The sequence below is a fragment of the Kitasatospora sp. NPDC048722 genome (assembly GCF_040650235.1).
GTDB lineage: Bacteria > Actinomycetota > Actinomycetes > Streptomycetales > Streptomycetaceae > Kitasatospora.
This window is the reverse complement of the sequence record NZ_JBEZGX010000013.1, coordinates 122,479-142,058: the sequence shown is the minus strand read 5'-3', so window position 1 is coordinate 142,058 and position 19,580 is coordinate 122,479. Positions and strand designations below refer to the sequence as shown.

At 73.8% G+C, this 19,580-nt stretch carries 14 protein-coding genes; 7 read left to right on the top strand and 7 right to left on the bottom strand.

All coding sequences use genetic code 11. From position 1 onward, the window contains the following. Positions 1 to 199: 199 nt before the first annotated feature. Positions 200 to 2,431: a catalase/peroxidase HPI gene (gene katG / locus AB0C76_RS12910; protein ID WP_359963790.1), complete on the top strand. Its 2,232-nt coding sequence runs from the start codon at positions 200 to 202 to the stop codon at positions 2,429 to 2,431. A 46-nt stretch (positions 2,432 to 2,477) separates the two neighbouring features. Here katG and AB0C76_RS12905 read toward each other — a convergent pair whose 3' ends face one another. From AB0C76_RS12905 to AB0C76_RS12895, 3 genes are all read right to left on the bottom strand, one after another. After that, positions 2,478 to 3,161: a response regulator transcription factor gene (locus AB0C76_RS12905; RefSeq protein ID WP_359963788.1), complete on the bottom strand. Its 684-nt coding sequence runs from the start codon at positions 3,159 to 3,161 to the stop codon at positions 2,478 to 2,480. After that, a complete protein-coding gene (locus AB0C76_RS12900) occupies positions 3,158 to 4,378 on the bottom strand; it encodes a histidine kinase (protein WP_359963786.1) in 1,221 nt (406 codons plus the stop codon). Before AB0C76_RS12900 ends, AB0C76_RS12905 begins: the two co-directional genes overlap by 4 nt. Positions 4,379 to 4,554: 176 nt before the next feature. After that, positions 4,555 to 5,055 carry a hypothetical protein gene (locus AB0C76_RS12895; protein ID WP_359963784.1) on the bottom strand — a complete coding sequence of 167 codons (501 nt, stop codon included), beginning with the start codon at positions 5,053 to 5,055 and terminating at the stop codon, positions 4,555 to 4,557. 381 nt (positions 5,056 to 5,436) lie between these two features. On the opposite strand from AB0C76_RS12895, the gene AB0C76_RS12890 reads away from it, so the two are divergent. Both AB0C76_RS12890 and AB0C76_RS12885 read left to right on the top strand, forming a co-directional pair. Continuing rightward, positions 5,437 to 5,616, top strand: a complete 180-nt coding sequence (locus AB0C76_RS12890) for a hypothetical protein (RefSeq protein ID WP_359963782.1) — start codon at positions 5,437 to 5,439, stop codon at positions 5,614 to 5,616. Between the two features lie 409 nt (positions 5,617 to 6,025). Beyond that, entirely contained in the window at positions 6,026 to 9,208 is a 3,183-nt protein-coding gene (locus AB0C76_RS12885; RefSeq protein WP_359963780.1) for a type 2 lanthipeptide synthetase LanM family protein, read from the top strand. Positions 9,209 to 9,246: 38 nt separating this feature from the next. Here AB0C76_RS12885 and AB0C76_RS12880 read toward each other — a convergent pair whose 3' ends face one another. Next, the gene (locus AB0C76_RS12880) at positions 9,247 to 10,452 is read right to left on the bottom strand and encodes a serine hydrolase domain-containing protein (RefSeq protein ID WP_359963778.1); all 1,206 of its coding nucleotides are present in this window, start codon (positions 10,450 to 10,452) and stop codon (positions 9,247 to 9,249) included. Positions 10,453 to 10,673: 221 nt separating this feature from the next. On the opposite strand from AB0C76_RS12880, the gene AB0C76_RS12875 reads away from it, so the two are divergent. The 3 genes from AB0C76_RS12875 (at position 10,674) to AB0C76_RS12865 (ending at position 12,785) form a co-directional block, all read left to right on the top strand. Then, complete coding sequence (locus AB0C76_RS12875) at positions 10,674 to 11,384, top strand: helix-turn-helix domain-containing protein (protein ID WP_359963776.1); 711 nt, start codon at positions 10,674 to 10,676, stop codon at positions 11,382 to 11,384. A gap of 14 nt (positions 11,385 to 11,398) precedes the next feature. Next, on the top strand, positions 11,399 to 11,845 hold the full coding sequence (locus tag AB0C76_RS12870) for a DUF5990 family protein (RefSeq protein ID WP_359963774.1): 447 nt from the start codon (positions 11,399 to 11,401) through the stop codon (positions 11,843 to 11,845). Between the two features lie 337 nt (positions 11,846 to 12,182). Further along, positions 12,183 to 12,785: a superoxide dismutase gene (locus tag AB0C76_RS12865; protein WP_359963772.1), complete on the top strand. Its 603-nt coding sequence runs from the start codon at positions 12,183 to 12,185 to the stop codon at positions 12,783 to 12,785. A 155-nt stretch (positions 12,786 to 12,940) separates the two neighbouring features. On the opposite strand, the gene meaB is transcribed toward AB0C76_RS12865, so the two are convergent. The 3 genes from meaB to AB0C76_RS12850 are packed head-to-tail and all read right to left on the bottom strand — an operon-like array spanning position 12,941 to position 18,044. Continuing rightward, a complete protein-coding gene (gene meaB, locus AB0C76_RS12860; RefSeq protein ID WP_359963770.1) occupies positions 12,941 to 13,933 on the bottom strand; it encodes a methylmalonyl Co-A mutase-associated GTPase MeaB in 993 nt (330 codons plus the stop codon). A gap of 14 nt (positions 13,934 to 13,947) precedes the next feature. After that, complete coding sequence (scpA, locus tag AB0C76_RS12855) at positions 13,948 to 16,152, bottom strand: methylmalonyl-CoA mutase (RefSeq protein ID WP_359963768.1); 2,205 nt, start codon at positions 16,150 to 16,152, stop codon at positions 13,948 to 13,950. After that, the gene (locus tag AB0C76_RS12850) at positions 16,152 to 18,044 is read right to left on the bottom strand and encodes a methylmalonyl-CoA mutase subunit beta (RefSeq protein WP_359963766.1); all 1,893 of its coding nucleotides are present in this window, start codon (positions 18,042 to 18,044) and stop codon (positions 16,152 to 16,154) included. Before AB0C76_RS12850 ends, scpA begins: the two co-directional genes overlap by 1 nt. A 343-nt stretch (positions 18,045 to 18,387) precedes the next feature. On the opposite strand from AB0C76_RS12850, the gene AB0C76_RS12845 reads away from it, so the two are divergent. Continuing rightward, positions 18,388 to 19,485, top strand: coding sequence for an NlpC/P60 family protein (locus AB0C76_RS12845; protein WP_359963764.1), 1,098 nt, complete (start codon positions 18,388 to 18,390; stop codon positions 19,483 to 19,485). The last annotated feature ends 95 nt before the right edge of the window (positions 19,486 to 19,580 follow it).

Sequence of the window (19,580 nt, the reverse complement as noted above, 5' to 3'; positions counted from 1 at the left end):
TTCACCTATTCAGGTCAATGGGGAAACCCGGAGTTTATCAGCGGATATCAGGGTTATCTGGTATTGGACCCGATACTTCCCTGGTGTCCTTCTTGACTTGGATTGCGTCCATCGTAGGATCGGCTCCGGTATTAGCCTAGGCAGCAGCACACTAGGTAGCACAAGACACCGTGATCCGCCTTGTCAGGGAAGGATTCCCATGTCTGAGAACCACGATGCAACCGGAGTCGGAGCACAGGCGGAGGGCACGGGCGGCTGCCCGGTCGTCCACGGGCGCGCGGCGCACCCCACCCAGGGCGGCGGCAACCGCCAGTGGTGGCCCGACCGGCTGAACCTCAAGATCCTCGCCAAGAACCCCGCGGTGGCGAACCCGTTCGGCGCGGAGTTCGACTACGCGGCGGCCTTCGAATCCCTCGACCTCCCGGCCGTCAAGCGCGACATCGCGACGGTCCTCACCACGTCGCACGACTGGTGGCCCGCCGACTACGGCAACTACGGCCCGTTCATGATCCGCATGGCCTGGCACAGTGCGGGCACCTACCGCATCCGTGACGGACGCGGCGGCGCCGGCGGCGGCCAGCAGCGCTTCGCCCCGCTCAACAGCTGGCCGGACAACGCGAGCCTCGACAAGGCCCGCCGCCTGCTGTGGCCGGTGAAGAAGAAGTACGGCCGCAGCCTGTCCTGGGCCGACCTGATGGTCCTCGCCGGCAACGTCGCCCTGGAGACGATGGGCTTCGAGACCTTCGGCTTCGGCGGCGGCCGGGTCGACGAGTGGGAGCCGGACGAGGACGTCTACTGGGGCCCGGAGACCACCTGGCTCGGCGACGAGCGCTACACCGGCGACCGCGAGCTGGAGAACCCGCTCGCCGCGGTCCAGATGGGCCTGATCTACGTCAACCCCGAAGGCCCCAACGGCAATCCGGACCCGATCGCGGCCGCGCGCGACATCCGCGAGACCTTCTACCGGATGGCGATGAACGACGAGGAGACCGTCGCCCTCATCGCCGGCGGCCACACCTTCGGCAAGACCCACGGCGCCGGCCCGGCGGACAACGTCGGCCCCGACCCCGAGGCCGCCCCGATGGAGCAGCAGGGCCTCGGCTGGAAGAGCTCCTTCCGCACCGGCGTGGGCGGCGACGCGATCACCAGCGGCCTGGAGGGCGCCTGGACGCACACCCCCACCACCTGGGACAACTCCTTCTTCGAGACCCTCTTCGGCTACGAGTGGGAGCTCACCAAGAGCCCGGCCGGCGCCCACCAGTGGATCCCGAAGGACGGCGCCGGCGCCGACACCGTCCCCGACGCGCACGACCCGTCGAAGCGGCACGCCCCGGTCATGCTCACCACCGACCTGTCGCTGCGCATGGACCCGGTGTACGGGCCCATCTCCCGGCGCTTCAAGGACAACCCGGCGGAGTTCGCCGACGCGTTCGCCCGCGCCTGGTTCAAGCTCACCCACCGCGACATGGGCCCGGTCGTCCGCTACCTCGGCCCCGAGGTCCCGAGCGAGGAGCTGATCTGGCAGGACCCGCTGCCGGCGGCCACCGGCGAGCGGATCGACGCCGCCGACGTCGCCGCACTCAAGGAGCGCGTCCTCGCCACCGGCCTGTCCGTCTCCCAGCTGGTCTCCGCCGCGTGGGCCGCCGCGTCGTCCTTCCGCGGCAGCGACAAGCGCGGCGGCGCCAACGGCGGCCGGATCCGCCTCCAGCCGCAGGCCGGCTGGGAGGTCAACGACCCGGACGAGCTCGCGATCGTGCTGCGCGCCCTCGAAGGCGTCCAGCGGGACTTCAACGCCCAGGCCGGCGCCAAGCACGTCTCGCTGGCCGACCTGGTCGTGCTGGCCGGCGGCGCGGCCGTCGAGAAGGCGGCGAAGGACGCGGGCGTCGCGGTCGAGGTGCCGTTCGCGGCCGGGCGCGTGGACGCCTCGCAGGAGCAGACCGACGTCGAGTCGTTCGCGGCGCTGGAGCCCTCGGCCGACGGCTTCCGCAACTACGCGGGCAAGGGCCAGCGGCTGGCCGCCGAGTACCTGCTGCTCGACCGGGCCAACCTGCTGACGCTGAGCGCCCCCGAGATGACCGTCCTCGTCGGCGGCCTGCGCGTGCTCGGGGCGAACCACGGCAAGTCCTCGCACGGTGTGTTCACCGACACGCCGGGCGTGTTGACGAACGACTTCTTCGTCAACCTGCTCGACCTCGACACCACGTGGAAGGCCGTCTCCGAGGACGAGACCACGTTCGAGGGCCGCGACTCCTCCGGCGCCGTCAAGTGGACCGGCACCCGCGCCGACCTCGTGTTCGGCGCGAACTCCGAGCTGCGCGCCGTCGCGGAGGTCTACGCGAGCGACGACGCCAAGGAGAAGTTCGTCCGGGACTTCGTCGCGGCCTGGGTCAAGGTCATGAACCTCGACCGGTTCGACCTCGCCAAGGCGTGACCCCCCGGCTCGGGGCCGGACCCGGGGCCCGTCCGTGCGGACGGGCCTACGCCGGGCCCGGCCCCGAGCCGACGCTGACCAGCCCCGTCTCGTACGCGGCCACCACCACCTGGGCCCGGTCCCGCAGGCCGAGCTTGCCGAGGATCCGGGCCACGTGCGTCTTGACCGTCGCCTCGGACAGGCCGAACTGCGCGGCGAGTTCGGCGTTGCTGAGCCCCCGCGCGAGCAGGGTCATGACCTGCAGTTCGCGCGGGGTGAGCGCGGCCAGCTCGCGGTGCGGCGCGGCGGGGGCATCCGGGCGCGCGAAGCGCTCGACGAGCCGGCGGGTGATCGCCGGGGCGAGCAGGGCGTCGCCGGAGCGCACCAGCCGGACGGCGGCGGCCAGGTGCTCGGGGGTGACGTCCTTGAGCAGGAAGCCGCTCGCGCCGGCGGCCATCGCGGCGTAGACGTACTGGTCGAGGTCGAAGGTGGTCAGCATGATCACCCGCGGCGCCTCCTGCGCCGTGTCGGCGACGATCCGCCGGGTGGCCTCCAGGCCGTCCAGGACGGGCATCCGGATGTCCATCAGCACGACGTCCGGTCTGGTCCGGCGCACCGCGGCCACCGCCTGCTCGCCGTCGTCGGCCTCGGCCACCACCTCGATCCCCTCGGACTCCAGGATCAGCCGGAAGCCGGTGCGCACCAGCGCCTGGTCGTCGGCGACCACCACGCGCAGCGGGTCGGTGCTCATGAACTCTCCAAGGGGATCAGGGCCTTGACGCGGTAGCCGCCGCGCGGCCGGGTGCCGGTGTGCAGGGTGCCGCCGTAGACGGCGAGGCGCTCGCGCAGGCCGATCAGGCCGCGGCCGTTGCCGGTGGCGGCGGCGCCGGTGGGGCGGCCGCCGGTGTCGGTGACCTCGACGGCCAGGTGGTCGGGGGCGTACTCGACGGTGACCTCGGCGGCGGCGCCGCCCGCGTGCTTGACGGTGTTGGTGAGCGCCTCCTGGACGACCCGGTAGGCGGCCAGTTCGACCCCGGGCGGTACGGCGCGGCGCTCGCCGGAGACGGTCAGCCCGACCGTCAGCCCGGCCTGCCGGACGCCCTCGACCAACGCGTCCAGTCGACCCAGGCCGGGCTGCGGGCTGAGGTCGGCGGTGGCGGCCGGGTCGTCGCCGGTGCCCGCGTCGATCGTCAGCAGACCCATGACGTGCCGCAGTTCGGTCATCGCCGCGCGCCCGCCGGTCTCCACGGCGGCCATCGCCTCGCGGGCCTTGTCCGGCGCGGTGTCGAGGATCTTGCGGGCGGCGCCGGCCTGGATCGTCATCATGCTCACGTTGTGCGTCACGACGTCGTGCAACTCCCGTGCGATGCGGGCCCGTTCGTGCTCGACCGCGCGCTGGAGCGCGGCCAGCTGCTCGCGTTCGAGGGCGGAGAGCCGCTGGTGTCCCTCGGCCGTCCGGCGGCGCCACATGCGCAGTTCGTAGGCGACCGCGAACACCGGCACGAGGAGCAGCACGGCGACCACGCCGTTGGGGAAGTGCGGTAGCTTGGCCTCGGCGAAGAGGACCACGAGCGCGGTGGTGGCGGCGGGGAGGCTCGCCAGGACGGCGGCCCGGCGGCGCCCGTAGGCGGCCGCGCTGTAGGCGGCGATGACGACGGCGACGCCCGCCGAGTAGGCGATGTCCTCGGACTGGTGACGGACGAGCAGGGCGAGCGCCAGCACCGTCCACAGCACGGCCAGCGGGTACCGGCGGCGCAGCGCGAGCGGCAGCGGCACGACCGGCACCATCAGGAGCAGCGCCGAGCGCGGCTCCTGGACGATGAGGACGTAGTGCGTGCCGAGGAAGGCCAGGAACAGGGCCAGTGCGACGTCGAACGCCCGGCCGCGCCGGGACGGCAGGGGTGGCGGCGGTCCGGCGCTCGCGCGGACGGCCGTGCGCAGCCGGTCCGGGGTCAGGGCTTCGATCACCGGCACATTGTGGCGGCCGGGCGCCCGGCTGGACAGCCCCGCGTCCGGCGGAGTGCCCTACCCCCGTCGACTACGTCGCAAGGATGACGACGCGCGTCGTACCTCCGCGGGCGTCACCAAGGCACTCGGCGTGACCCCGGCGCGGACCGGGAGTCCGGCGCGGACCGGGAGCCCGGTCAGTCCCGGCCGGGCCCCTCGGCCTTCCGCTCGGCCGCCCTGACCTGCTCCTCGAACGCGTGGGCGTCGATCCGCTCCACCGCGGCGCCGTGCTTCGCGGCCAACTCGTCCGCCGGGCCGGGCGACGCCTCCCGCACGTCCACCACGAGCATCGCACCGCCGTCCGGCACCCGCGGCGACAGCACGATCAGCCCGGCGCCGCCCTCCGTCGCCTGGTGCTCCTCGGCTGCGTTGCCGAGCGCCGCGCCCGCCGCGAAGCCCAGCAGTACCCCGATCGGCCCGCCGAGCAGGCCCACCAGCCCGCCCAGCACGCCGGAGCCGACGGTCGCCACGCCCGCGCCGCGCACGTAGCCGTCCCGCACCTCCAGCAGGCCGTCGGCGCTGCGCTCCAGCGCGGCCACCTGCCGCAGGCCGGGCAGGTGCTGCGCCTCGTCGTAGGCGGCCCGCCAGTCGGTGGCGTCCGGGAAGGTCAGCAGGACGACGTTGTGTTGCTCGCTCATGGTGCTCCGATCGGTCCACGGGTCCCGGGCTCCATCGTCACCCTGGGTGCTCGGCCCTGCCACAGCAGCGACGGCCCGCCGGGCTCCCCGGGGGCGGCGGCCCCGAAACGCGGGGTCCGGTTTGTGTGGCCTTCGCCGTCCCGGTTTTGGCCAGGTGTGGGGCGGCCGTCGGGCCGGGCGGGGGAGCGGTGGGCGCGGCGGCCGGCGGAGGGACCGGGCGTGGCCTGGGGGTACGGGGGCGGGGCGCGGGGCCTGACCTTATTTCGATCGTGGCCGGAATTGCGTCGGGTGGGGCGCACGCCCCTGGTGTGGCGGGTGAGGCGCTGTCAGGATCCGGACCCGGCACGCCCGTGCCAGACCCCATCGCTTGGAGGAGGCAACATGCTGCCCACGGCTGAGCAGGTTCGCGCGCTCAAGGACGAGGACTTCCGGCTCACCCTCGGCCAGGGCCACCAGGTCCACCCGGCCGGCGAGCTCACGGACGAGCTGTACGTGACCGCCGCGGTGCAGAACAGCACCTGCGGCGGCTGGTCGAGCTGCGGCCGCGTCTGCAGCTTCTGAGTCCTCCGGGGGCCGTGAGGCCCCCGGAGCCGGCGGCCCCCGGATCCCACGGCTCTCCCGAGCCCACGGCTCCCGGGGTCGCGGCCGGCGCGGATCCCGGCCGCACCGCCGGGATCCGCGCCGCGTCCGCGCCGCCGACCGGCGGTACGACCGTGGCCGGCCCACGGCACCGGGCACCCCACGGCCCTGGTGCTCCCCGGCCCGCGGGCGGGAGGTACGGCTGCACTGCGACTCACCACCCCTGAGCGCGTCGAGTTGCCCAAGCAGGCGCAGCCGGTGACCGGTCCGCCGGGTGGCGCCCCGACCCCACGCCGGGGCGCCACCACCGCTCGGGCCCGAGGGGCCGGTGCGGCGGGACAGCGATAGACGGCAAGAGACAGCAAGAGACAGCGAAAGGCGACCCCGACCCGTGGTTGACGCGACCGAACTCCTGCGGGCCGCCGCCCGCGCCGTCCCGCTGAACGCCCGCGGTCCGGTGCCCGGCACCGCGAGGGCCGCGGGCACCGAGACGGCGGGGCTCGCCGAACGGACCGAACGCGCCACGCGGAAGCTGGACCGCTGGCGTGCCCAGGCGCCGTTCGACCGGGACGGCTGGTTCGAGCGCCGCCTCGCCGCCGACGGCCTCGACCCGGACGCCCTGCACGCCCTGCTCGCCGAGCACCCGGACGCCCTCGCGGACCGCCTCGGACACCTCCCGTGGGCCGAGCGCCTCGCCGCCGCCTTCGCGACGCCCGCCACCCTCGACGTCCCCGAGGACCACGCCTTCGCCCGGCTCGTCACGCCCCTGCTGGCCGACGCCCGCGACCGCCTGTGCACCGGCCTCGCCGACCTGGACGCCCCCGCCCTCGGCACCCCCGAGGAGCTGACCGCCCTCGCCCTCCCCGCGCTCACCGCCGCCGTCCACGGCATGGCCGTCCGCACCGTCATCACCGAGCTCCACGTCGCCCGCCTCACGGGCGAGTTGACCGGTGCCACCCCGGAGGAGCGCTACCGCGACTTCCTCGACCGGCTCACCCGGCCCGGGCGCGCCCTGCGCCTGCTCGCCGAACACCCCGTCCTGGCCCACCGGTTGACGATGGCCGCCGAGCAGTGGACCGCCACCGGCCGCACGCTGTTGCGCCGCCTCGCCGCCGACCTGCCCGCGATCTCCGCCACCTTCGCCGAGGGCCGCCCGCTCGGCCGCCTCACCGAACTCGCCACCGGCCTCGGCGATCCGCACCGCGGCGGCGCCACCGTGAGCTCCCTGCGCTTCGAGCACGGCACCCGGATCGTCTACAAGCCCCGCCCGCTCGGCGCCGAGAGCCACTTCCAGCAGGTCCTGCGGTGGCTCAACCCCCGGCTCCGGCTGCCCCTGCACGACCTCGCCCACCTGGCCCGCGACGGCTACGGCTGGGTCGCCCATGTCACGGCCGAACCGGTGCGCGACAACACCGAGTTGAGCGCCTTCTACCATCGCGCCGGCACGCTCGCCGCCCTCATGTACGTCCTCGACGCCGTCGACTGCCACGCGCAGAACCTGCTGGCCGTCCGCGACCAGCCCGTGCTCATCGACCTGGAGGCCCTGCTCCACCCCGACCTGCACGAGCCGGCCAAGGACCTCTCCGAGTCCGAGCGACTCGCCCGCCACCACGCCCGCCACTCGGTGCTGCGCTCGGGCCTGCTGCCCGAACGCATGTGGGACGAGGGCAACGGCGGCACCGACCTCTCGGCCCTCGGCTGGGACCCCTCGACCCTCCCGCCCCGTGCGGCACCCGTCCTCGTCGGCGAGGGCACGGACGAACTGCGACTCGAATACCGGCGGTTGCCGATCGAAGCCCCCGGTAGCCGGCCCGTCCCGGCCGACCGGCCACTGCGACTCGCCGACCACCTCGGCGAACTGGAGGCCGGCTTCACCGAGGCCTACCGGATCCTCGCCGCCGAAAAGAAACAACTCCGCAAGCTGATAGGCGCGTTCGCCGGCGACGAGACCCGCATGCTGCGCCGCGACACCTTCGAGTACCGCAGCCTCCTCAACACCGCCTGCCACCCCGACCTCCTGCGCGACGCCCTCGACCAGGACCGCCACCTCGACCGGCTCTGGGCCCTCGCCGCCTGGGAGGAGCACGCGCTCGCCTTCGTCGAGCACGAGCGAGCGGACCTGTGGCGCGGCGACGTGCCCGTGTTCACCATCCGCCCGGACGGCGTCGACGCCCGCTCCTCGACCGGCGCGGTGCTCCGGGGGGTCGCTGACCGGCCCGCGCTCGACCTCGCCCTCGCGAAGGCGGACGGGCTCGGCGAGGAGGACCTCGAGCGCCAACTCCAGCTCCTCCGGCTGTCCGTGACGACGGCCGACGGTGCCCGCGAACCGCGCCGAACGACGACGACCGCACCCCTCGCCGCAGCGGCCGGGACGAACGGCGACCTCACCGCCCGTGCCCTCGCCAAGGCCGTCGAAGCCGGCGAGCAGTTGCTCCGCGAGGCCCACCGGGGCAGCGCCGACCTCGCCTGGACCGGCCCCAACTGGACCCCGCCCGGCCGCTGGGCGCCCGCCGAGCTCGGCCCCGACCTCTACAGCGGCACGGCCGGCATCGCCCTCTTCCTCCACCAGCTCGCCACCGTCACCGGGGACCGCTCCCACCGCGAGGCGGCCCGGGCGGCCGAACGCACGCTCCGCCGCCAGGTCCGCCGCCGCGCCGACCGCCTCGGCGGCGGCCTCGCCGGTACCGGCGGCGTGCTGTACGCCCTCGCGCACCTCGCCGCCGACCACCCGGACGACGAACTCGACACCCTGGCCGGGCAGGTGACCGGCCGCATCGTGGCCACCGCTGCCGGGGACGTCCAGCACGACCTCCTGGCGGGCAACGCCGGCACCATCGGCGGCCTCCTGGCCTGGGGCTCCGTCCGCCCAGGCCCGGCCGTGACCGCCGCCCTCGCCGCCTGTGCCGCACGCCTCGCGGAGACCGCGTCCCCGCACCCGGAGGGCGGCGTCGGCTGGCTCCCCGCCTCCCTCGCGGGCGCGGCCGCCCGTCCGCTCGCGGGGTTCGCCCACGGCGCGTCCGGCATCGCGTGGGCACTGGCGAAGGCGGGCCACCGATTGGGCGACGACCGGCTGTCCCGACTCGCCCTCGCCGCAGTGGACTACGAGCGCACCCTGTTCGACCCGGCCGCCGCCAACTGGCGCGACGTCCGCGAGGACGGCGGTCCCGATGCCCCGTCCTTCCCGGTCCTCTGGTGCCACGGCGCCTCCGGCATCGCCCTCGCCCGGATCGAGCTCGCCGAACTCCTGCCGGAGGGAGCCGAGTTGCTGGCGAAGGAGCGCGACACGGCCCTCGACACCGTGCTGCGCGAGGGCTTCGGCCTCAACGCGTCCCTGTGCCACGGGGACCTCGGCAACGTGGAGCCCCTCCACTTGGCGGGACGCCCCTGGCACGGCGCGGCCCGTGCCGCCCTGGACGCCCTCGACGCCCGGGGCTGGACCTGCGGCCTGCCGCACGGCATCCACAGCCCGTCCCTCATGGTCGGCCTGGCCGGCATCGGCCACGGCCTCCTGCGCCTGGCCGCACCCGCCCGAGTACCGTCCCTGCCGGCCCTCCAGCCGCCGACGGCGCGCTGACCCCACCCCCCCGCAACCGCCCGCGCGTGGCGGCCGGTTCAGGTCGCCGAGCCGCCGGGGCAGAACTCCGCCTCCAGCTCGTCGGTGAACACGCCGATCGGCCAGGCGCCGCTCTTCCAGGCCCCGTCCGTCCAGTCGCCGTTGACGTTGGTGGAGAGCAGGTGGCGGCCGTCCCGGCTGCCGTAGGTGTAGGTCCACGAGCCGTTGATGGCGCCGCCCATGCCCCACACCGTGGTGCAGGACAGCTCGATCGAGCTCACGCCCAGGCCGTACGTCGTGTTCTCGATCCACGCCTTCGGCGGCGTCGGGATCATCGTGAACATCTCGCGCTGTTGGGCGGCCGGCAGCAGGCGGCCGCCCAGCAGCGCGGCGAAGAAGGTGTCGAGGTCGCCGACGGTGGAGATCATGTCGCCGGAGGCCCAGCCCCAGGACGGGCTCAGCTCGGTGACGTCGTGGACGGGGGCGTCGGGATGGGGGTCGCCCAGGCGCGTGTAGCCGCGCCCGTGCGGCCCGTGGACGGTGATGTCGGACGGGTCGGGCGTGTAGGTGCTCCCGAGGCCGAGCGGTGCGCTGATCCGCCGCTCGATCTGTTCGGCGAGCGAGGTGCCGGTGGCGCGTTCGACGATCAGCCCGGCGAGGACGTAGTTGGTGTCCGAGTACGTCCAGCCGGCGCCGGGGGCGAAGTCGGGCCGGTGGCGCATGGCGATCCCGACGAGCTGTGCGGGGGTGTAGTCGTCGAAGCGGTGCTGGAGGAAGGCGGGGCCGCCCGCCTTCCGCCGGACGTCCTCGTCCATCACGTAGTTGAAGACGCCGCTGGTGTGGTCGAGCAGCTGGCGCACGGTGATCCGGTCGGGCTGGTAGCCGGGCCCGTCGACGAGGCCGGGGAGCCAGCGGCCGACGCTGTCGTCGAGGCTCAGCCGGCCCTCGGCGGCGAGCTGGAGGACGACGGTGGCGACGAAGGTCTTGGTGGTGCTGCCGATCCGGAACCGGTCCTGCGGGTGGCGCGCCCGTCCGGTGGCGGTGTCGGCGACGCCCGCGTCGCCGTACCAGCGGCGGCGGCCGTCCCTGACCTCGGCGACCGCGCCGGGCAGGCCGCCCTCGGCCACGGCCCGGTCCAGCACCCTCTGCACGCCGTCGTGGCCGCCCGCCACGGCGGGCTCGGCGAGGGCCGGCGTGGCGGCGGTGGCCGAGAGCAGGACTCCGGCGAGCGCTGCGCCGACGGTGGTGCGGATGGTGGTCCTCATGGTGCGTTCCCCCTGGCAGTGGTTGCGGTTGCGAGGAAGAAACTACGGCGTGCTTTCCATATGAATCAATGTCAACTCCTGTTGCTATATGAATCATTGCAGCTCATAGCGGCGATATCCTTGCAATGACCCTGTCAGTGATTGCAAGAGCCTGTGGTCTCATTGCAACAAGCCCGGCGCCCCGCGCATACTGGTCGCGCCATGCGAGGAGACGAGGACGGATGCCCGGAGCTCGACTGACCCAGCAGGACCGCCGCCGGATCGCCACCGGCCTGGCCGAGGGGCTCGGCTACGGCGAGATCGCCCGCGACCTCGGCCGCCCGACGTCCACCGTGACCCGCGAGATCGCCCGCAACGGCGGCCCCTGCGGCTACCGTGCCGAGCGCGCCCACCGGGCCACCGTCCAGCGCTCCCGCCGCACCCGCCCGGCTCCGCCGCCGGGTACCCGCTCGGCCGTCGTCGTCCGGCAGGCGGCCGGGCGCGACCCGGTCGCCGTGCGCGAGTTCGCCGAGCGGATGGCCGAGTTGCTGGTGCACGTCGGCATGCCCCGGATGGTGGCCCGGGTGCTCACCTGCCTCTACGTCACCGACGACGGCAGCCTCACCGCGGGCGACCTCGCCGACCGGCTCCGGGTCAGCCCGGCCTCCGTCTCCAAGGCGACCGCCTACCTGGAGGGCCAGGCGCTGGTCCGCCGCGAGCGCGACGAGCACCGGCGCCGCACGCGGTACGTCATCGACGGCGACATCTGGTACCGCGCGCTGCTGGCCAGCGCCGAGCGCAACGCGATGCTCGCCGGGGTCGCCCGCGAGGGCGCCGAACTGCTCGGCCCCGCCACCCCGGCCGGCGCCCGAATGGACGGCGCCGCCGCGCTCCTCGACCGGATCGGCCAGGACATCGTGCGGGCCGTCCGGCAGTGGCGGGAGGCACCGTGACGGAGGGCGGGCGCATGCAGCTGAGGATCGAGGCCACCGACCTGCCCGGCCGCGCGTGCGGCGCAGCCCCCGGTTTCCCGGGCTACCGCGACATCCACGTCGCCGTCCAGCGCCGCGCCGATCCGGGCGGGTTGCTGGACCCGCAGCCCGGCGACGCACCGCGCGCGGAGTGGACGCTGGGGTGCGTGGCGAGGCCGACCCCCGCCGGTACGGACATCACCGGCCGGTACGTCCAGGGCGGCCCGGGCGGGCGCTTCGTCTACCTCAACTGGCTGAGCGGCCCGGAGTCCACGATGTTCCGCCGCGCGAAGATCTTCCTGGACGCGATTGCCCCGGAGGTCGTCGAAGCCGCCGTCGGCACCGGCCTGTTGGTGGCCCGTCTGGGCCTCACGGACGCCAAGGGCCACCCGCTGTGCGCCGCCGTGCGCCCACCGCTGGTCACCTGGACGGCAGGGGGCTGAGCGCGGCGTACCCCAGCGGTGCCGAGGGGTCGATCGACACGTCGGCAGGAGCCCGGAGGGTGCCGGAGAGGCCGGGTCCGGTGGTGACCGCGACGGCGCCACCGCCTGCCCGAGCAGCAGGCCGTCACGGACCGGCCCGGCGCCCGTCTCGTCGCACGATGACTCGATCCCGAGCGCGATCGTCACAGTCCCCCACCTGCCTGACCCATGACACGTGCCGGGCCCATTGTGTCCGACGTAATGTCGGGAATAAGCAGGAGCCCATTGGTCGCTCCTGCAACTGATACGCAATAGTGTTGTCCCGGCACGATCGCCGACTTCGTGAAAGAAGGACCCGTTGGGCACCTACTCGCTTCCCGACCTGCCGTACGACTACTCCGCGCTGGAGCGGGCCATGTCGGCCGAGATCCTGGAGCTGCACCACTCCAAGCACCACGCCGCGTACGTGAAGGGCGCGAACGACACCCTGGAGCAGCTGGCCGAGGCGCGCGACAAGGAGCAGTTCGGCGGCCTGGTCGGCCTGCAGAAGACCTTCGCCTTCCACCTGTCCGGCCACGTCCTGCACTCGCTGTTCTGGCAGAACCTGTCCCCGGAGGGCGGCGACCGCCCCGAGGGCGAGCTGGCCGACGCGATCACCGAGCACTTCGGCGGCTTCGAGGCCTTCAAGAAGCAGCTGACGAACGCCACCACGGGCGTGCAGGGCTCGGGTTGGGGCATCCTCTCGTGGGAGCCGCTGGGCAAGCGCCTGATCGTCGAGCAGGTCTACGACCACCACGGCAACGTCGGCCAGGGCACCACCCCGCTGCTGGCCTTCGACGCCTGGGAGCACGCCTACTACCTGCAGTACCGCAACGTGCGCCCCGACTACGTGACCCGCCTGTGGGACGTCGTCAACTGGCAGGACGTCTCGACCCGCTTCGCCGCCGTCAAGTCCGCCTGACGGAGCTCCACCCGGCGGCCCCGGGCCCGCTCGCGCGGCCCGGGGCCGTCCCCTGGTCGGCCGGTCTGCACCCCGTCCCGAGGGCGACGACGCCTGTACCGACCTCCTCGTCCAGGCCGAGTACGAGCGCCGGCCGCCCTGACCACGCCCGGAATCTAGGCCGGGCCGAAGAAGGCTTCCAGGATCCGCTGCGCCGCCAGGCCCGCCGGCAGCGAGCCGGCGCGGACCTGGGACTCCAAGTCCCCTGCGACGCGCCGCACTTCTTCGTGCTCGTGCAGCCGGGCGTAGAGCTGGTCGTGGACCATCGTCCAGGTCCACTCGACCTGCTGGTCGCGGCGCTTCGCGGCCAGCGCGCCGGTCGCGTCCAGCACCTTGCGGTGCTGCTGCAGGCGCTCCCACAGCACGTCGAGGCCCAGGCCCTCCCGGCCGCTGCACGTCAGTACCGGCGGCGTCCACGCCGCCTCCGGTGCCTGCAACAGCCGCAGGGCGCCCGCGAGTTCGCGGGCCGCACCCTTGGCGTCCGTCTCGTGGGGGCCGTCCGCCTTGTTGACGGCGATGACGTCCGCCAGTTCCAGGACGCCCTTCTTGATGCCCTGGAGCTGGTCACCGGTGCGGGCCAGGCTGAGCAGCAGGAAGGTGTCGACCATCCCGGCCACCGCCGTCTCGGACTGACCGACGCCCACCGTCTCCACGAGCACGACGTCGTACCCGGCCGCCTCCATGACCACCATCGACTCCCGGGTGGCCTTGGCGACGCCGCCGAGCGTCCCCGAGGTGGGGGAGGGGCGGACGAAGGCGGCGGGATCCACCGCCAGGCGCTCCATCCTGGTCTTGTCGCCCAGGATGGAGCCGCCAGTCCGGCTGGACGTCGGGTCGACGGCGAGCACCGCGACCCGGTGGCCCGCCGCCGTCAGCATCGTGCCGAACGAGTCGATGAAGGTCGACTTGCCGACACCGGGCACGCCGGTGATGCCGACCCGGACCGCGCCGCCCGCGTGCGGGAGCAGCCGCTGGAGCAGCTGCTGGGCGAGCGCGCGGTGGTCGGGCCGGGTCGATTCGACGAGCGTGACGGCCCGCGCGATCCACGCGCGCGAGCCGTCGAGGACGCCCGTGACGTAGCTGTCGAGGTCGATCGTCCGCGGAGGCATGGAGGGTCAGCGGCTCACAGCTCGTGGCCGAGGTCGGCCGCCAGGGACTTCAGGAGGTCGTACGCCGCGTCCGGGATGACGGTGCCGGGCGGGAAGACCGCCGCCGCGCCGGCCTCGTACAGGGCGTCGAAGTCCTGCGGCGGGATGACGCCGCCGACGACGATGGTGATGTCCTCCCGCCCGGCCTCGGCGAGTTCGGCGCGCAGCGCGGGCACCAGGGTGAGGTGTCCGGCGGCGAGCGACGACACGCCGACGATGTGGACATCGGCCTCGACGGCCTGGCGGGCGACCTCGGCCGGGGTCTGGAACAGCGGGCCGACGTCGACGGTGAAGCCGAGGTCGGCGAAGGCGGTGGCGATGACCTTCTGGCCGCGGTCGTGGCCGTCCTGGCCCATCTTGGCGACGAGGATGCGCGGGCGGCGGCCCTCGGCCTCCTCGAAGCGCTCGACGAGGTCCCGGGCGCGCTGGAGGGGGGCCGACGGGCCCGCTTCGTCTCGGTACACACCGGAGATGGTACGGATCTGGCCGGAGTGGCGGCCGTACACCTTCTCCAGGGCGTCGGAGATCTCGCCGACGGTGGCCTTGGCGCGGGCCGCGTTGACGGCGAGGTGCAGCAGGTTGCCGTCGAGGGAGCCGCCGCGCTGGGGGCCGGCCTCGGCGGCGCGGGTCAGCGCGTGCAGCGCGTCGCGGCAGGCGGTCTCGTCGCGCTCCTCGCGCAGGCGGCGCAGCTTCTCGATCTGGCGGGCGCGGACCGAGGAGTTGTCGACCTTGAGCACCTCGATCTGCTCGTCGCTCTCCACCCGGTACTTGTTGACGCCGATGACCGGCTGGCGGCCGGAGTCGATGCGCGCCTGGGTACGGGCGGCGGCCTCCTCGACGCGCAGCTTGGGGATGCCCGCGTCGATGGCCTTGGCCATGCCGCCGGCGGCCTCGACCTCCTGGATGTGCTGCCAGGCGCGGACGGCGAGGTCGTGGGTGAGCTTCTCGACGTAGGCGGAGCCGCCCCAGGGGTCGATGACGCGGCAGGTGCCGGACTCCTGCTGGAGCAGCAGCTGGGTGTTGCGGGCGATGCGGGCCGAGAAGTCGGTGGGCAGCGCGAGCGCCTCGTCGAGGGCGTTGGTGTGCAGCGACTGGGTGTGGCCCTGGGTGGCGGCCATCGCCTCGACGCACGTGCGGGTGACGTTGTTGAACACGTCCTGCGCGGTGAGGGACCAGCCGGAGGTCTGCGAATGGGTGCGCAGCGACAGCGACTTGGCGTTCTTCGGGTCGAACTGCTTGACCAGCTTGGCCCACAGGAGGCGGGCCGCGCGCAGCTTGGCGACCTCCATGAAGAAGTTCATGCCGATCGCCCAGAAGAAGGACAGCCGCGGTGCGAAGGCGTCGACGTCCAGGCCCACGTCGAGACCCGCGCGCAGGTACTCGACGCCGTCGGCGAGGGTGTAGGCGAGCTCCAGGTCGGCGGTGGCCCCGGCCTCCTGGATGTGGTAGCCGGAGATGGAGATCGAGTTGTACCTGGGCATCTTCTGCGAGGTGTACGCGAAGATGTCCGAGATGATCCGCATCGAGGGCTGCGGCGGGTAGATGTAGGTGTTGCGGACCATGAACTCCTTGAGGATGTCGTTCTGGATGGTCCCCGCCAGCTTCTCCGGCGGCACCCCCTGCTCCTCGGCCGCGACGATGTAGAGCGCGAGCACCGGCAGCACGGCGCCGTTCATGGTCATCGACACCGACATCTTGTCCAGCGGGATGCCGTCGAACAGCTGGCGCATGTCGTAGATGGAGTCGATGGCGACGCCCGCCATGCCGACGTCGCCGGTGACGCGCGGGTGGTCGCTGTCGTAGCCGCGGTGGGTCGGCAGGTCGAAGGCGACCGAGAGGCCCTTCTGGCCGGCCGCGAGGTTGCGGCGGTAGAAGGCGTTGGACTCCTCGGCGGTGGAGAAGCCCGCGTACTGGCGGACGGTCCACGGCTGGTTGACGTACATGGTCGGGTAGGGCCCGCGCAGGTACGGGGCGATGCCCGGGTAGGTGTCGAGGAAGTCCAGCCCGGCGAGGTCGTCGGCGGTGTACAGCGGCTTGACGCCGATGCCCTCGGGGGTGTCCCAGACGAGCTCGTCGACGTCCTTGCCGGTGGTCCGCCGCCAGGCGGAGCGCCACTGCTCGGGGGTGACGTCGCGGGCGGCGTCGCCGTCCAGCCCGATTCCGGTGAAGTCGGGGATCATCACGCCACCTTGTCCTCGTCGGCGCTGCCCGCACCGGTGATCTGGTCCAGCAGGGAGGTGAGGACGGCGACCGCGTCCCCGCCCGCGTGGATGAACGCGTCCACCCCGGCGGGTGCTTCGGCGAGCCGTCCGGCGAGCAGCACGCGCCGGGCGCCGGCCTCCTTGAGGGCGCCGGCGACGGCCGCGGCGTGCTCGCCGTACAGGGCGTCGCTGGAGCAGAGGCAGGCGACGGTGGCACCGGAGGCCCGGAAGGCCTCGGCGAACGCGGCCGGGTCGGCGGACTCCAGGGAGACGGTCGCGATCCCGCCCGCCTGGAACAGGTTGGCGGCGAAGGTGGTGCGCGCGGTGTGCGCGGCGGCGGTGCCGATCGACGCCAGGAACAGCTTCGGCCGCTCGCCGGTGGCCGCGCGGAAGGCGTCCGAGCGGTCCCGCAGGGCCTCGTACGCCTCGGCGCGCCGTACCTGCGGCAGCCCGCCGCCGGGCGCGGCCGGGGCCGGCTCGCGGACCAGCGGCTGTTCCTCCAGGTGCGGGAACTCGCTGACGCCGGTGACGGGTTCGCGCCGCTTGGCGAGCTTCGCGGAGCGCTCGGCCCAGGTCGCGGCGATCCGCTCGCCGACCAGGCCGGACTCCAGTGCGGCCCGCTGGCCGCCGGTCCGCTCGATCTCCTGGAACCAGGCCCAGGCGGCGTGCGCGAGCTCCTCGCTCAGCTGCTCGACGTACCAGGAGCCGCCGGCCGGGTCGATCACCCGGGCCAGGTGGGACTCCTCCAGCAGGATCGACTGGGTGTTGCGGGCGATCCGGCGGGCGAACGCGTCGGGCAGGCCGAGCGCGGTGTCGAAGGGCAGCACGGTGACGGCGTCGGCGCCGCCCACCCCGGCGGCGAGGCAGGCGACGGTGGTGCGCAGCATGTTCACCCACGGGTCGCGCGCGGTCATCATGACCCGGGACGTGACGGCGTGCTGGCGCTGCGCGGAGGCCTCGGCGGACGCGCCGGACACCTCGGCGACGCGGGCCCAGAGGCGGCGCGCGGCACGGAACTTGGCGATCGTCAGGAACTGGTCGCCGTCGGCCGCGTAGCGGAACTCCAGCTGGCCGAGCGCGGCGTCCACCGGGAGCCCGGCGGTGGTGAGGGCGCGCAGGTAGGCGACGCCGGTGGCGAGCGAGCAGCCCAGCTCCTGCGCGGGAGAGGCGCCGGCCTCGTGGTAGGGCAGGGCGTCGACGGTGAGGGCGCGGACGCGGGGGTAGTCGGCGGCGCAGCGGGCGGCGAGCGCGGCGGCGTCGGCGAGCAGGGCGTCGGTGCGGGTGGTGTCGCCGGTTCTGGCCTGGAGGCCGAGCGGGTCGGCGCCGAGGTTGCCGGCGGCGGCAGCGGGGGAGACCTCGCGCTCTTCGTACAGCTTGAACAACTGCTCGGCGGCGTCGGCGAATTCGGCGCCGGCGTCGAGGGCGACGGCGGCCAGGTCCAGGTAGACGCCGGTCAGCGCCTCGGGCAGCGCGGCGATCGGCAGGCCGTCCCCGCCGAGCTCCAGCCAGAGCGAGCCGACGCCGTTCTCCAGGTCCGCGAGGACCGCCTCGTTGGTCCGGCGCCGGTCCGGGTCGGCGTGCCGCTGGCGGACGTCCCACCCGGCGACGGCCGAACCCTGCGGGCGGCCGCCGCGCACGAACGGCGCGAAGCCGGGGTAACCGGCCTCGGCACCGGTGTTCTCGGCGGTGTACAGGGGGCGGGCGCTCAGGCCGTCCTGGAGGGTGGTGGCGAGCGCCTGTTCGGCGGCGGGGCCGTCCCCGGGCTGCGCTCCGGACTTGCGCAGCACGCCCTCGACGAGCCGCTGCCACTGCTCACGGTGCGCTGCCGGGAACTCGGCGGCGAGGGGGAGCCCTTCGGGCGGGACCTTCATGACCGCAGGTTAGCGCCCGTTCGCGTGAGCACAGGAGGGCCGGTCGGTGTGACCTTTCCCTCGATTTGGCGAGACTTCAGCACTCCGGGTGACGGCGGGTGCCAGCCCGGGCGTCGAGGGGTCGGGCGGTCGGGCGGACGGCTGAACGAAAGCGGCGGCCCCGGTCGTTCCAAGGAAGAGAAGTGGCAACGGGATTGTGGAACCTCGGCTCCCATCTATTAAGTTACTTCGAAGAAGGCGGGTGAGACTGACATCCCCCGTGCGATCTCACCCGCCTTCGCTCCGCCGTGCCCTGTTCCCCCTCGCTCCGCCCTGCCTCCGTACCCCGAAGGAGCCCACCGCCATGGGAAAGCGCCGCAAGCCCAGCCCCCCGAGCCGGGCCCGCCTCGCCGTCCTCACCACGGCCGTGGCCGGCGGCGCGGTGCTCGCCGCCGGGACCGCCCACGCCGAGCCGACGCCCACGCTCGCCTCCGTCAAGGAGCAGGTGGACAAGCTCAACGACGAGGCCGAGCAGTCCATCGAGCGCTACAACGGCTTCCAGGCCAAGCAGCAGTCGCTCCAGGCGGACGCGACCCGGATCCAGGACAAGGTCGCCCGCGGCCAGGAGGCGATGAACGAGCTGCGCACCCGGCTCGGCGCGGTGGCGGGGGAGCAGTACCGCACCAACGGCATCGACCCGGGCATCCAGCTGATGCTCGACTCCGACCCGGCCGGCTACCTGGAGCGCGCCGCCGCGCAGAACCAGGTCGTCGAGGGCCAGACCGCGCTGCTCAAGCAGGCCCGCGACGAGCAGCGCCGGCTCGACCAGGACCGCGCCGAGGCCGCCGCCATGCTCACCCAGCTCGACAGCGTGGGCGCGTCGCTGGGCGAGGAGAAGAAGCAGGTCCAGAGCCGGCTCGCGCAGGCCCAGGCGCTGCTCAACAAGCTGAGCGCCGCCGACCGGGCGAGGATCAACGCCCAGGAGTCCGCGGAGAAGGCGAAGGCCGCCGCCCAGCAGGCCGCCGCGGCCGACCGGGCCTCCCGCTCGGCCGACCGTCCCGCCGCCGGGCCCGGCGCGGACGCCACCCTGCCGAGCCCGAGCCCGAGCGGGAGCGGCCGCGTCGCCGACATCATCAAATTCGCCACCGCCCAGCTCGGCAAGCCCTACGAATGGGGCTCCACCGGACCGAACACCTGGGACTGCTCCGGCCTGACCGGCGCCGCCTACCGCGCGGCCGGCGTCAAGCTCCCCCGGATGTCGCAGGACCAGTGGAACGCCGGCACGCGCATCGCCCGCGGCGACCTCCAGCCCGGCGACCTCGTCTTCTTCTACGGCGACATCCACCACGTCGGCATCTACATAGGCGACGGCAAGATGATCCACTCCCCGCGCACCGGCAAGAACGTGGAGGTCCTCCCGATCTCCGTCATGCCGTACATGGGCGCCGTCCGCCCGGCCTGACGGGCGCCGCCCCGGACCTGGCGGCGGGGGCGGGCCGAGCCGGCCGGCGGCAGGTCGGCCGCCGGAGCCGGGCCCGGCCGTTCCCGACGGAACGA

Coding starts and splice junctions, on each gene's coding strand:
- katG (WP_359963790.1), top strand. CDS start 200: ATGTCTGAGAACCACGATGCAACCGGAGTCGGAGCACAGGCGGAGGGC.
- AB0C76_RS12895 (WP_359963784.1), bottom strand. CDS start 5,055: ATGAGCGAGCAACACAACGTCGTCCTGCTGACCTTCCCGGACGCCACC.
- AB0C76_RS12850 (WP_359963766.1), bottom strand. CDS start 18,044: ATGAAGGTCCCGCCCGAAGGGCTCCCCCTCGCCGCCGAGTTCCCGGCA.
- scpA (WP_359963768.1), bottom strand. CDS start 16,152: ATGATCCCCGACTTCACCGGAATCGGGCTGGACGGCGACGCCGCCCGC.
- meaB (WP_359963770.1), bottom strand. CDS start 13,933: ATGCCTCCGCGGACGATCGACCTCGACAGCTACGTCACGGGCGTCCTC.
- AB0C76_RS12880 (WP_359963778.1), bottom strand. CDS start 10,452: ATGAGGACCACCATCCGCACCACCGTCGGCGCAGCGCTCGCCGGAGTC.
- AB0C76_RS12845 (WP_359963764.1), top strand. CDS start 18,388: ATGGGAAAGCGCCGCAAGCCCAGCCCCCCGAGCCGGGCCCGCCTCGCC.
- AB0C76_RS12905 (WP_359963788.1), bottom strand. CDS start 3,161: ATGAGCACCGACCCGCTGCGCGTGGTGGTCGCCGACGACCAGGCGCTG.
- AB0C76_RS12870 (WP_359963774.1), top strand. CDS start 11,399: ATGCAGCTGAGGATCGAGGCCACCGACCTGCCCGGCCGCGCGTGCGGC.
- AB0C76_RS12875 (WP_359963776.1), top strand. CDS start 10,674: ATGCCCGGAGCTCGACTGACCCAGCAGGACCGCCGCCGGATCGCCACC.
- AB0C76_RS12890 (WP_359963782.1), top strand. CDS start 5,437: ATGCTGCCCACGGCTGAGCAGGTTCGCGCGCTCAAGGACGAGGACTTC.